Consider the following 12,802-nt stretch of genomic DNA (forward strand, 5'->3'; position numbering starts at 1 on the left):
CCGCCGCACAACCCGGCCCGTCCGGCGCTTGAGGACAGAGGCGGCCACCGGACGCCCCCGGTAACCACCCTCCCCGCTAGGACGACTCGCGCCACCGGTTCGTGATCGGCAGCCGCCGGTCCTTCCCGAACCCCTTGGGCGAGATCTTCGTCCCCGGCGGATACTGCCGCCGCTTGTACTCGGCCCCGTCCACCATCCGCAGCGTCTTCGCCACCAGCTCCGCGTCGAACCCGGCCGCCACGATGGCGTCGAGACCCTGGTCCCGGTCGACGTACATCTCCAGGATCGCGTCCAGGACGTCGTAGTCCGGCAGCGAGTCCGTGTCGACCTGCCCCGGCCGCAGCTCCGCGCTCGGCGGCTTGGTGATCGAGGCCTCCGGGATCGGCGGGGTCTGCCCCCGCTCCTCGGCGGCCCGGTTGCGCCACTTCGCCAGCCGGAAGACCGACGACTTGTAGACGTCCTTGATCGGCCCGTACGCGCCGACCGCGTCCCCGTACAGCGTGGAGTAGCCGACCGCCAGCTCGGACTTGTTGCCCGGCGCCAGCACGATCTGCCCCTCCTGGTTGGACAGGGACATCAGCATCATGCCGCGCAGCCGCGCCTGGAGGTTCTCCTCGGCGAGGCCGGTGAGCCGGAGCGACTCCATGTACGCGTCGAACATCGGCTCGATCGGCAGCGTACGGAAGTTGAGCCCGGTCCGCCGCGCCAGCTCGGCCGCGTCGCCCTTGGAGTGGTCGGAGGAGTACTTCGACGGCATCGAGACGCCGTACACGTGCTGGGCACCGAGCGCGTCGCAGGCGATGGCCGCGCAGATCGCCGAGTCGATGCCGCCGGAGAGCCCGATCAGCACACTGCTGAAACCGTTCTTCGCGGCGTACGCCCGCAGCCCGACGACCAGTGCGGAGTAGATCTCCTCCTCGTCTCCCAGCCGCTCCGCGTACCCGCCGGCCAGCTCCGGCTCATACGCGTCCACGGGCCGGTCGGACAGCACCACGTGGTCGATGCGCAGCCCGTCGTCCACCACACCGGAGGGCGCCACGGCCTCGGCGGCGGGCAGCTCCAGATCGAGGATGACGCTGCCCTCGGAGAACTGCGGGGCGCGGGCGATGACCTCGCCCTCCTTGTCGACGACGATCGAGTCGCCGTCGAAGACCAGCTCGTCCTGGCCGCCGATCATCGCCAGGTAGGCCGTCGTGCAGCCGGCCTCCTGGGCCCGCTTGCGGACCAGCTCCAGCCGGGTGTCGTCCTTGTCCCGCTCGTACGGCGAGGCGTTGATCGACAGCAGCAGCCCGGCCCCGGCGGACCGGGCGGCCGGGACGCGCCCGCCGTCCTGCCACAGGTCCTCGCAGATCGCGAGGGCCACGTCGATGCCGTGGATCCGGACGACGGGCATCGAGTCGCCCGGGACGAAGTACCGGAACTCGTCGAACACTCCGTAGTTCGGCAGGTGGTGCTTGGCGAAGTTGAGCGCGATCCCTCCGCGGTGCAGCACGGCGGCGGCGTTGCGCGGGGAACCGGCGGGCTGCCCGTAGCGCGCCGCGGCGTGCTCGGAGCGGTCCAGGTAGCCGACGACGACCGGCAGTTCGCCGAAGCCCTCCGCGTCGAGCCGGGCGGCCAGCGCGCGGAGCGCCTGTCGCGAGGCCTCGACGAAGGACGACCGCAGGGCCAGGTCCTCGACGGGGTATCCGGTCAGCACCATCTCGGGGAACGCCACCAGGTGGGCGCCCTGCTCGGCGGCGTGCCGGGTCCAGTGGACGATCGCCTCAGCGTTGCCGGCGAGGTCGCCGACGGTGGAGTCGATCTGATTCAGTGCGAGGCGTAGTTGAGGCACGCCGCCCAGTGTAATCGTCTTTCTGACGCGATGTCCCGGCGGGCCGGGCAAAATCTGCTCCGGCCCACCGGAACCGCAGGTCGAAACGGCTACCGGCCCAGACCCGCGGCTCCGGCCCACCGGAACCGCAGGTCGAAACGGCTACCGGCCCAGACCCGCCGGGGATCGCAGGGGCAATTCCGGTAGCCGACCCGCCGGGGATCGCAGGGTCAGCTCCGGTATCCGAGGACCGTCATCATCCCCGCCTCCGCGTGGTAGACGTTGTGGCAGTGGACCATCCACAGCCCGGGGTTGTCGGCGTCGAACTCCACGGTCAGCGACCGGTGCGGCAGCACGATCGCGGTGTCCTTACGGGCTCCGGCGGCGTTCCCGCCGAGCGCGAAGGTGTGCCCGTGCAGGTGGAGGGGATGCCACATGGCCGTCCCGTTGTCGAAGACGACCCGCACCCGCTCGCCCGCCTCCACCGGCCGCCGGTGCTTCGCGCTGTACGGCTGCCCGTCGAAGGCCCAGTCGTACCTCGCCATCCCGCCGGTGAGCCGGATCCGGATCGTCCGGTCCGGCGCGCGGGCGGGCAGCGCCACCGACGGGTCCGGCGCCAGCCGCCCCGCCTCCACCAGCTTCCCGTCCAGCTCCTTGGGCCGTACGGAGGCGGTGGGCACGGCCCCGCTCCCGGTCCGCAGGACGGCCAGTGCGGAGGTCTCCTTCTTCCCGGACTTCTTCCCCTCGGCCAGCGCGGTCAGCGGGAAGACCCCGTCGCCCGCGGTGACGAGGACGTCGTACCGCTCGCCCATTCCCAGCAGCAGCGCGTCACCCGTGGTGTGCCGGACCGGGAACCCGTCGGCGTGCGTCACGGTCATCCGGTGCCCGCCGAGCGCGACCCGGAAGGCCGTGTCGCCACCGGCGTTGATGATCCGCAGCCGGATGCGGTCGCCGGGCCGCGCGGAGAAGGAGGACGGGTCCTGCGGCACCCGCCCGTTGACCAGGTAGTGCGGGTAGGCCACATCACCGGCGTCCCCGCCGAGCAGTTCGCTGGTGGCCCCCATCATCATCCGCGAGGGCCCGTCACCGCTCCCGTCCTTCTCGTCCTCCTCGCCCGACATGGTGTGCGCGCCGTGGTCCGTCCCGCCGCCCATGCCCCCGGACAGCTCCTCGAGGACGGCGTCCGGAGTGGACCCGTCCACCCCGTCGACCCAGTCGTCGAGGACGATGACCCACTCCTTGTCGTACGCCAACGGTTCCTTCGGGTCCTCGACGATCAGCGGCGCGTACAGCCCCCGGTCCTGCTGGACGCCGGAGTGCGGGTGGAACCAGTACGTCCCCGGGTGCGGCACGGTGAACCGGTAGGCGAAGTCGGCCCCCGGCGCGATGTGCCGCTGGGTCAGCCCGGGGACCCCGTCCATGTCGTTGCGCAGGGCGAGGCCGTGCCAGTGCAGGGAGGTGGGCTCCGGCAGATGGTTGGCGAGGGTGAGGGCGAGCGTGTCGCCCGCCGTCACCCGCACCTCGCGCCCGGGCAGCCGGTCCCCGTACGCCCAGGAGGCGACGGTCCGCCCGCCGCCGAGGTCGAGCCGGGCACGGGTGGCGGTGAGGGAGACCTCGCGCACGGGGCCGGAGCCGCGCGCCGCCTCGGCCGCCTCGACTTCCTCGCCGCCGGGCGAGACGTACGTACCTGAGTCCTGCGCTCCGCCGGGGGAGTGCGCACCGCCGTGGTCGCCGCCGCCACCGTCGGAACAGGCGGCGAGGGCTCCCGTGCCGACGACGGCGAGAGCGGCGCCGAGCACGGCGCGTCGAGTGGGTTGCGTGGGCATGCCGATGACACCTCTGAAGAACTGAAGAACTGGATGGCTGCTATTGCCGGGAGAGGGGGCGGAGGTGAGACGCCTACTCCTAAATACGCAGCACCGAGACGCTGTCGAGCACTGATATCCGGGGCGGCGGAATCGGCCGCAGGGCCCGCAGCGGCCCCGCACCCACCGGCGTACCGAGGGGCCGCCCGTCCGCGCGCAGGCCGAGCAGCCAGGAACCGACGAGGGCGAGGCCCCAGGCGCCGAGGACGGCGAGGCAGACGGAGAGCGGATCCATGCCGCTCATGGGCGCGCCGGAGCCGGGGGAGTCGTGCGGCGGCTGCTGAGCGTCGGCGACGCCCGCAGTCAGGGCCCTGGCCGGGCCGTGGTCCGGGCCCCGGGGCGGGTCTTGAGCCGGGGCCGGGACCCGTTCCCGAGCCGGGTCCATGACCGGATCCACGACCGGGTCCTGAGCAGGCCCGGGGGCCCGGGCCATGTGCTCGCTCACGCCGGGGGGCGAGGGCGACGAACCGCCGTGCTCCGCCGGATGCCCGACCGTGTGCATGGTGACGATGCCGAACAGCAGAGCGGTGAACAGCATCAGCTGCCCGTACGTCTCGCTCCTGCTCCGCGTCCTGCCCGCCATGCGGGCCACCCTACCCCTGGCGGGTATAGGGCCCGGGGCGGGGGCGGCCCGCCACCTTTCGCTCACTTCTCCCCCCACTCCGCCGGAGCGCGGCGGGGGCCGGGCCACCGTCCAACGGGTGCTCAGCCGCGGGAGTAGACCTTCTCCGCCCAGCCCGCGATCTGCTCCTCGGTGAGGTGCTGCGCGAGGTCGGCCTCGCTGATCATGCCGACCAGCTTCTTGTTCTCGACGACGGGCAGCCGGCGGATGCGATGGGTCTGCATCTCCTCCAGGACCGCGTTCACATCGGCCTCCGCCTCGATCCAGCGGGGCGTGCCCTGCGCGAGATCGCCCGCCGTGACCTTCGCCGGGTCGTGCCCCTTGGCCACACAGCCGACGACGATGTCGCGATCGGTGATGATGCCGACCATCCGGTCGGAGTCACCGTTGGCGGACACCGGAAGCGCGCCCACGTTGTGCTCGCGCATCAGCTGCGCGGCACGGTCGAGCGTCTCGTGGGCCGGGATCCAGCGGGCCCCGCTGTGCATGATGTCTTTGGCGGTCGTCATGGGGGATTTCCTCCTGCGTGCCGATAGCACTGCCGTACGGCCCCGAGCGCACCCCATCGTCACCGGCCCACCGGGGCCACGCGACCGCAATCACCCGTTCGGGTGCGCCGACGCGAGGGTGGAAGTTGACGCACCCGTCGTCGGGCCCCGAGCTCCGGCTCAGGGGCGAGGCTCGGCATCCCGCTCGGCCAGCATGTCCCGCATCAGCCCCAGCTCGGACTGCTGGCCCGCGACCATGCCCCGGGCGAGCCGCTGTTCGGCCGGGACCGCGCACAGGGACGCACAGGCCTCGGCCATGTCGACGCCGCCCTTGTGGTGGTCCGTCATCAACTGGAGGAAGAACACCTCGGCCTCCTCACCGTCGAGGCGGTCGAGCCGCGCCAGCTCGGAGCGGCTCGCCATGCCGGGCATGAGCACCCCGTCCGCACCGGAACCCGCCTCGGCGCCGCCCGAGCCGTGCCCGCCGTGCTCGTGCCCGCCCGTGCCGGCCATCCACGCCATGGGCTGCTCCCCGCCCGGGGCGACCTTCGGCAACTCCCACAGGTCGAGCCAGCCCAGCAGCATGCCGCGCTGGTTGGCCTGGGTGTTGGCGATGTCGTAGGCGAGACGGCGTACGTCCTGGTCGTCCGTGCGGTCGCGGACGATGAACGACATCTCGACCGCCTGCTGATGGTGGACGGCCATGTCCCGGGCGAACCCGGCGTCGGCGGACGAGACCCCCGGAACACGCACAGCGGCGCCCTCCGCTCCCGCCCCGTCCCCGTCGCCCCGTGCGGAGGCGACGGTGGCCGCCCCCGCGAAGAGCAGGGCGAGGGCCACGGCGGCACCGGCCGCCCGGCGGACACGCCGGGTCTTCCGCCGCTCCACGAGGGCGTGGGAGGCCTCCACGGCATCACCCTCGGCCGTGACAGCCCGCTCCCCGGCAGCCCGTTCCCCGGCCGTCACCGCGGCACCGTCGCCAGCCCGCCGGTGCAGGGGGCGCCGGGCTCGGGGGTCTGCGCGCCCTGGACGAACTGCGCGAGGAACTGGTCCACCCGCTTGTCGTCGGCGGAGTCGACGGAGACCTGCTTGCCCCAGGCGCTGAGCATGATCGCGCCCTCCTGGCCGGCGTACGGGCTCATCAGTGTGAACGGGGTCTTCCCGACACGCTCGGCCAGCGCGGCGACCTCGGCGTCGGCGGCCTTGCCGTTGTAGGTGACCCAGACCGCGCCGTGCTCCAGGGAGTGCACGGCGTTCACGTCCGGGAGGGCCTTTTCGTATACGTCGCCGTCGCAGTTCATCCAGGACTGGTTGTGGTCGCCGCCGACCGGAGGCTTCATCGGATAGTCCACCGAACCCGTCACATGGGCGCGGCCGAGCTTCGCCGCGTCCCAGGACTTCAGCCCCTCGATGGCCGCGCCCGTGGCGTTGCCGTGGGAGTCGCCGTGCCCGCCCGGGTGCTTGCCGTCCTGGGCCGCCGAGGCGCCTGCGGACTTCTCGTTCGCCTCGGAGCTCTCCAGCAGCAGGTACGAGCCGAAGGCGACGAGACCGGCCACGACGGCAGCGCTCAGCCCTATGGCGATGGCCCGGTTGCGGGTGGCGCGGGCGCGCGGGTCGGGGGCCTGCGGCTGGGGGAACCGGGGGTCGAAGCTCATGTCGTCGAGTCCTTCTGCGAAGGGGCCGGGAGGAGGGGGGGACGGTCCGTGAACCGTTGCGCGCGGACGGGCGGAAAACCGGGCGGAAAGCCGGGAGGGAAGCCGGGCGGAAAGCCGGCCACTGCTCGGCTGCCGCCCCCGTGCGCCACGGTCGCCGATCGTAGTGGGTGGCCGAGTGCTCTCTCTCACACCGTGTGCGTAATCTGGGGGAAATCCCGGGTCGCGATACTGAAGTGTCCCCCTACCCCGGGCGGTGGTGCACGGACCGTCTGAACTGCAAGGATGTGGCAATGGACAAGCAGCAGGAATTCGTCCTCAGGACCCTTGAGGAGCGCGACATCCGCTTCGTGAGGCTGTGGTTCACCGACGTCCTCGGGTTCCTCAAGTCCGTCGCCGTCGCCCCGGCCGAGCTGGAGCAGGCGTTCGACGAAGGCATCGGCTTCGACGGCTCGGCGATCGAGGGCTTCGCACGGGTCTACGAGTCGGACATGATCGCCAAGCCGGACCCGGGCACCTTCCAGATCCTGCCCTGGCGCGCGGAGGCCCCGGGGACCGCACGGATGTTCTGCGACATCCTGATGCCGGACGGCTCCCCGTCCTTCGCGGACCCGCGCTACGTCCTCAAGCGCATCCTCGCCAAGACGTCCGACCTCGGCTTCACCTTCTACACCCACCCCGAGATCGAGTTCTTCCTGCTGAAGAACAAGCCGGTCGACGGCACCCGCCCGACCCCGGCGGACAGCTCGGGCTACTTCGACCACACGCCGCAGAACGTCGGCATGGACTTCCGCCGCCAGGCGATCACCATGCTCGAATCGATGGGCATCTCGGTCGAGTTCAGCCACCACGAGGGCGCCCCCGGCCAGCAGGAGATCGACCTGCGGTACGCGGACGCGCTCTCCACGGCGGACAACATCATGACGTTCCGCCTGGTGATGAAGCAGGTGGCGCTGGAACAGGGCGTCCAGGCCACGTTCATGCCGAAGCCGTTCTCGGAGTACCCGGGTTCGGGCATGCACACCCACCTCTCCCTCTTCGAGGGCGACCGCAACGCCTTCTACGAGTCGGGCGCGGAGTACCAGCTCTCCAAGGTGGGCCGCTCCTTCATCGCGGGCCTGCTGACGCACGCGGCGGAGATCTCGGCCGTCACCAACCAGTGGGTCAACTCCTACAAGCGCATCTGGGGCGGCTCCTCCCGCGCGGCCGGCGCGGGCGGCGAGGCCCCCTCGTACATCTGCTGGGGCCACAACAACCGCTCCGCCCTCATCCGCGTCCCGATGTACAAGCCCGGCAAGACCGGCTCGGCCCGCGTCGAGGTCCGCTCCATCGACTCCGGCGCCAACCCGTACCTCACCTACGCGGTCCTGCTCGCCGCGGGCCTCAAGGGCATCGAGGAGGGCTACGAACTCCCCGCCGGCGCCGACGACGACGTCTGGGCCCTCTCCGACGCGGAGCGCCGCGCGATGGGCATCGAGCCGCTCCCGCAGAACCTGGGCGAGGCGATCTCGCTGATGGAGAAGAGTGAGCTGGTCGCCGAGACGCTGGGCGAGCACGTCTTCGACTTCTTCCTCCGCAACAAGAAGCAGGAGTGGGAGGAGTACCGCAGCGAGGTCACGGCCTTCGAGCTGAAGAACCTGCTGCCGGTGCTGTAGCGCCTGGTCGGGGCTCGGAGAACGCACTGCGGGCGGGTCGCCTCGGTTGAACCGGGGCGACCCGCCCGCGGTCATGACCAGCCCCGGGCCGTCCAAGGACCTACCGTCCTTCCCGTCCAGGGCTGGGCAGGCCGGTCGGCCGTCGCCTCGATGGGGTGGCCGACCTTCACCGCGTGGCGGCCCCGCCGGCTCTCGGCCTTCCGGACCATGGAGCCCCGGCGATCGGGGAGCGGGCGCCGGGCCGTGGGCACGAGGGCATCGAGCACGACGGTCGGCAGTTCCCGAGGCGGCCGAACTCCATCCAAATCCGCTTGCAGCAAGTAGAGTTGACGGCTCATAACATGCACGGGATTGAGCGGGGGGCTCGGTAATGGCGCGCGTGGTAGGAATCGATCTGGGGACGACGTACTCCGCCGTGGCGGTCGCGGACCGGGCAGGGCGTCCGTCCATCGTCCGCAACCGCGAGGGCGAGAACATCACGCCGTCCGTCGTGATGTTCCAGGGCGGCACGGTCGTCGTCGGTTCCCAGGCGAAGCGCTCGGCAGCCACGGCCCCCGACCACGTGGTGCAGTTCGTGAAGCGCTATATGGGTGAGCCCGACCCGGTGTACCACTCCGAGGACGGCACCCCGTACCGCCCGGAGGAAATCTCCGCACTGCTGCTCAAGCGGCTCAAGGAGGACGCCGAGCTGATGCTCGGTGAAAGCGTCGAACAGGCTGTCATCACCGTGCCGGCCTACTTCGACGACGCTCGCCGCAAGGCCACGCAGGACGCCGGAAGACTGGCCGGTCTCGACGTGCTGCGTATCGTCAACGAGCCGACCGCCGCAGCGCTCGCCTACGGCGTCGCCCAGTCGGACGGCCGGGAGGCAGATGGCGAGGTGGAGGACGGCGAGATCGGCACGATCCTGGTGTACGACTTGGGCGGCGGCACCTTCGACGTCACCGTCATGGACATCGCGAACGGCGACTACGACGTCGTCGCGACCGACGGAGACCGCAACCTGGGCGGCTTCGACTGGGACGGCGCGCTGATGAACTACCTCAACGGCACCTTCATGGCCTCCGGGGGGCCCGACCTCAACGACGACAGTGCTCTGCAGGCTGAACTCCGCGACAAGGCGGAGATCGCCAAGCGCACCCTGTCCAACGCACCACAGTCCGTGGTCGTGCTCTCCTCCGGTGGTCGGCACGAGCAGATCCGCGTCACACGCCAGAAGTTCGAAGAACTCACCGCCGACCTCCTGGACCGTACGCGAATCATCACCGAGGGCGTACTGAGCGAGGCATCTCTGACCTGGTCCGACATCGACCGGGTGTTGCTGGTGGGCGGATCCACGCGCATGCCCATGGTCTCGGAGCTGATCACCGGCCTCTCCGGCAAGGAGCCGGAGAGGGGCATCAACCAGGACGAGGTCGTCGCGCTGGGCGCGGCGCTGATCGCCCTCGACGCCGCGGTACGGCAGGAAACGGCGCAGGACAGGCGCAAGTACGTCGGCAGTGGCGCGAGCGTGGATTCCTCTCCAGGAGACGGGCTCGCCAGGCTGACCAAGGGGCGGGTCAAGTCCATCAAGGACGTCACGTCCCAGTCCCTGGGCATGGTTGCCACCCGCGACGCGGACCATCTCGACGACCAGCTCAACGCGGTGATCATCCCGCACAACACCACCGTGCCGGCGAAGAAGAGCGACACCTTCTACACCGTCTCCGATCAGCAGGAACAACTGCAGGTACAGGTGACCGAGGGCAACGACGAGGACCTCGACTACGTCAAGATCGTGGGGCAGGGCACGATCGGGATTCCGCGCTATCCCAAGGGCGCGCCCTTCGAGGTCACCTACTCGTACGACGTGGACGGGATCATCCACGTCGAGGTGCGGGACGGCACCACGCACCAGGCGCTCGGCGAGTTCGAACTGGAGCGCCCGGACAACCTGGACACCGTCCAGTTCGAGCAGGCCACTGATCGCGTCTCGCGTACCTCGACTCTCTGAGGGCGCCTTCGTGACCACCGACTACTACGCAGAACTGGGCATCGACCGGAACACCGCCACGGACGAGCTGGCTCCCTTGTTGGACCGCGCCACCCGCACGTGGTCCGGCCGGGCCAGCCGGGCGCCGGACCCGAAGCAGCGGCGCAAGGCCGAGGACAAGGTCGCCCTGATCGGCGAGGCCCGGAAGCATCTGCTGGACCAGGCCCGACGCACGGCCTACGACAAGAGCCTCCGGGCCGCGGAACAGCGCGCCGACACAACCGCGGAGAAGGGGCCCATCGCCGACCCGCAACCCCCGATGGGCGGCGAACGGGACCGGGTCGCGCAGGCGAGACAGCATCTGAAGAAGGGCAACGACAACGCGGCGATCCACGAGCTCCGCCAAGCCGTGCAGCACAACGACCGTAACGCCGACGCCTGGCGGCTGCTGGGATCCATCCACGCCAAACACGGCCAGTACGACGACGCCCTGCTGGAGTACGAGCGAGCACGATCCCTGTACCCCAACGATGCGCTGACGCACACGTGCATCGCCGTCGTGCACGCGGCGCTGCATCAACTCTCCACGGCCGCCACCTGGCACGTCGCCGCTGCTCGCCTGTCGCCGAAGGATTTCAGCCTCGTGGTGACCGCGGCAGCCAGCCTCTACCATGCCTCCCGCTACGACGAAGCGCTGATGTGGTACGAGACGGGGCTGGCCCTCCGGCCCGGCCACCAGGAGGTGCGCGACTACATCGGCAGCATCTGGTGTATCCGTGCCGAGAGTGCGATGGCCTGGCATCCGACGTGGCAGCGCTACGTGGTCGCGTCCGCGTCGGGCGCCACTCATGTCGCGCGCTGCGTGGAGCAGGCGGAAGCAGTCGGTGTCAACGACTCCGAGGTGAACGAGCGACTCGACGCGTACCGGAAAGAGGCCGCCCGCGCATCCACCAGGACGTGGCGCTGGCGTGCCCCCATGCGTGTGGTGATGGTCCTGTGCCTCGTGCCCGCGCTGTTCGCCCCAGCACCCTTCGGCGTGGTCGGCATGGCCGCACTGGTCGCCCTGCTCGCCCTGATGGGCTTGCGCCCACGGTGGCGGCACAACCTCTACAGACTGCCGGCAGATGCTCGGCCCGACGTCGGGAGCCCTTCATGAGCACTCCGCCCGTGCCCCCCTGTGCGGATGAGGCGGCGAAGCCGCCCGAACAGCGCGACACGCAGGATCCGTTCGTGGTCGTCGCCGACGCCGTCGACGGCATGCGGGACGAACTCGCCTCGCTCAACGACCAGTTCCGGCGCAGGTTGTTGAACGACCGGGAGGCCCGTCGCAGCCTCGACGAACTGCACGAGGCCCTCGACCACACACGTAGGCAAGCCGAAGGCCGCATCCTTCAACCGCTCCTGTACGACCTGGTGCTGCTGACGGACCGCGTGCAGCGACAGGCCGAGGGAGACGACCGGTTCGCCGGGTCCGTCGCCGCGGAGCTTCTGACCCTGCTGGAGAGGTACGGGATGGCCCGAGTCCCGGTGACGCGTGGTCTGTTCGACCCGGCGGCGCAGGAGGCGGTGGGCACTATCGCCGCGCTGTCACCTGAGCAGGTCGGTCAGGTCGCGGAGATCGTACGTCATGGCTACCGAATGGATGAGCGGGTCGTTCGGCCACAGCAGGTCCGGGTCTACGTGGACCCCGGACCCGAGTAGAGGCCCGCGTGCGGTCCTGACCCGTGGGCTGGTCCCCGACGGGCGATACACTTCGTGTCGTGGACATACCTGACTGGTTCCTCTGGGCCGCTCTCGGCTTTTCCGTCCTGCAGGCGGCAGCTCTTGTCCGGATCGTTCGCCGGTTGCGCGGGCCCGATCGCGCCGTGCGTTCCATGGCGCGTCTCGAACTGCTGGACGCCGTCAGCACCGTGATGCTCATGACCGGCCTGGTGCTGAGTCTCTCAGTGGCGGTGTCCTGGTTCTGGCTCTCCCTCGCCGGCTTCGCCCTCATGGCCGCTGTCTATGCCGTGAAGGGTCTCGACCTCCTCCGCGCCCGCCGACGCTCCGCGGCCTGACCCTCGCAAGACGCTCGACGCGACGGCATCGCGCGTCAGCCCCCTTCGGCGACCCACCGCACGCCAGTCCGAGGCGCGGTCGATCCGCAGTGGGGTGTGGGCGGTGACGGACCGGATTCCCGTCGTCGGCGGCGGGCGCGGGCCAGGGGCGACCGGAGGCGCTACACCGGCGGCGTACCCGGCGGTGACGGAGCCGGGGGCGGGTTCGGCAGCGGGGGGCCCGGGTCGGGCGGGGACTTCGGGGGGCCGCTGCCGTGTCTGCCGTCGTTCAGGACCTTGCGGGCCGTCAGGCCGTAGACACCGAACGGTGGGAAGAGGTCGACGCGGCGTGGACAGTCGCCCTCCACGCACTCCTCGCAGAGCAGGTCGCGGCCGGTGGAGGTGTGGCGGGCGGCGGTGACCGGGGCGTTCCAGCACGCCTCGCAGATACGGACGTCCGTCGCGGAAAGGGCGATCATCCGGGCCTCCCGGGTGGTGCCGGTAACGCCCGGTGGGTGTGGTGCATCAGGTGCCTCCGTCTCTGGTGGGCGGACAGGTCGGTGGGTGGCGACCCGGCCCGACCGCGGTCCTGCCGAAGAATCGGCGGCCGGCGCGGGAGGTCGGGGGGCTTGTCCGGCCGTACGCCCCCGGGGCGTTCTGGCCGCCGCCTCCGCTTCCGGAGCCTCCGGGCCTGCGAACGCC

At 70.8% G+C, this 12,802-nt stretch carries 12 protein-coding genes and 1 pseudogene; 5 read left to right on the top strand and 8 right to left on the bottom strand.

Annotation, left to right across the window (positions count from 1 at the left end; all coding sequences use genetic code 11):
- Positions 1 to 76 precede the first annotated feature (76 nt).
- The 6 genes from ACIRJT_RS07425 to ACIRJT_RS07450 form a co-directional block, all read right to left on the bottom strand.
- Positions 77 to 1,831, bottom strand: a complete 1,755-nt coding sequence (locus ACIRJT_RS07425) for an NAD+ synthase (RefSeq protein ID WP_403905775.1) — start codon at positions 1,829 to 1,831, stop codon at positions 77 to 79.
- A 209-nt stretch (positions 1,832 to 2,040) separates the two neighbouring features.
- Entirely contained in the window at positions 2,041 to 3,636 is a 1,596-nt protein-coding gene (locus ACIRJT_RS07430; protein ID WP_403905778.1) for a multicopper oxidase family protein, read from the bottom strand.
- A 79-nt stretch (positions 3,637 to 3,715) separates the two neighbouring features.
- On the bottom strand, positions 3,716 to 4,258 hold the full coding sequence (locus tag ACIRJT_RS07435; RefSeq protein ID WP_403905780.1) for a hypothetical protein: 543 nt from the start codon (positions 4,256 to 4,258) through the stop codon (positions 3,716 to 3,718).
- Between the two features lie 122 nt (positions 4,259 to 4,380).
- Complete coding sequence (locus ACIRJT_RS07440) at positions 4,381 to 4,806, bottom strand: CBS domain-containing protein (protein WP_403905782.1); 426 nt, start codon at positions 4,804 to 4,806, stop codon at positions 4,381 to 4,383.
- Positions 4,807 to 4,965: 159 nt separating this feature from the next.
- Positions 4,966 to 5,694 (bottom strand): DUF305 domain-containing protein, encoded by a 729-nt coding sequence (locus ACIRJT_RS07445; RefSeq protein ID WP_403905784.1) that lies wholly within the window; start codon positions 5,692 to 5,694, stop codon positions 4,966 to 4,968.
- A 53-nt stretch (positions 5,695 to 5,747) separates the two neighbouring features.
- Entirely contained in the window at positions 5,748 to 6,440 is a 693-nt protein-coding gene (locus ACIRJT_RS07450) for a DUF3105 domain-containing protein (protein WP_403905786.1), read from the bottom strand.
- A gap of 290 nt (positions 6,441 to 6,730) precedes the next feature.
- On the opposite strand from ACIRJT_RS07450, the gene glnA reads away from it, so the two are divergent.
- On the top strand, positions 6,731 to 8,092 hold the full coding sequence (gene glnA / locus ACIRJT_RS07455; protein WP_003969536.1) for a type I glutamate--ammonia ligase: 1,362 nt from the start codon (positions 6,731 to 6,733) through the stop codon (positions 8,090 to 8,092).
- A gap of 113 nt (positions 8,093 to 8,205) precedes the next feature.
- On the opposite strand, the pseudogene ACIRJT_RS07460 reads toward glnA, so the two are convergent.
- Positions 8,206 to 8,430 (bottom strand): annotated as a pseudogene (locus ACIRJT_RS07460) (hypothetical protein); the annotation flags it as partial.
- A 41-nt stretch (positions 8,431 to 8,471) separates the two neighbouring features.
- Here ACIRJT_RS07460 and ACIRJT_RS07465 point away from each other — a divergent pair.
- From ACIRJT_RS07465 to ACIRJT_RS07480, 4 genes are read left to right on the top strand one after another with little or no spacing between them, the layout of a single operon-like run.
- Positions 8,472 to 10,085 carry an Hsp70 family protein gene (locus ACIRJT_RS07465; protein WP_403905788.1) on the top strand — a complete coding sequence of 538 codons (1,614 nt, stop codon included), beginning with the start codon at positions 8,472 to 8,474 and terminating at the stop codon, positions 10,083 to 10,085.
- Between the two features lie 10 nt (positions 10,086 to 10,095).
- Complete coding sequence (locus ACIRJT_RS07470; RefSeq protein ID WP_403905790.1) at positions 10,096 to 11,220, top strand: tetratricopeptide repeat protein; 1,125 nt, start codon at positions 10,096 to 10,098, stop codon at positions 11,218 to 11,220.
- Positions 11,217 to 11,765, top strand: a complete 549-nt coding sequence (locus ACIRJT_RS07475; RefSeq protein ID WP_403905792.1) for a nucleotide exchange factor GrpE — start codon at positions 11,217 to 11,219, stop codon at positions 11,763 to 11,765. Before ACIRJT_RS07470 ends, ACIRJT_RS07475 begins: the two co-directional genes overlap by 4 nt.
- Before the next feature lie 59 nt (positions 11,766 to 11,824).
- Positions 11,825 to 12,121, top strand: coding sequence for a hypothetical protein (locus tag ACIRJT_RS07480; RefSeq protein WP_403905795.1), 297 nt, complete (start codon positions 11,825 to 11,827; stop codon positions 12,119 to 12,121).
- Positions 12,122 to 12,282: 161 nt separating this feature from the next.
- Here the strand turns inward: ACIRJT_RS07480 and ACIRJT_RS07485 are convergent, their stop codons facing one another.
- Positions 12,283 to 12,579: a hypothetical protein gene (locus ACIRJT_RS07485; protein WP_403905798.1), complete on the bottom strand. Its 297-nt coding sequence runs from the start codon at positions 12,577 to 12,579 to the stop codon at positions 12,283 to 12,285.
- Positions 12,580 to 12,802 lie beyond the last annotated feature (223 nt).

Source organism: Streptomyces sp. NPDC102283, assembly GCF_044766265.1.
Taxonomy (GTDB): domain Bacteria; phylum Actinomycetota; class Actinomycetes; order Streptomycetales; family Streptomycetaceae; genus Streptomyces.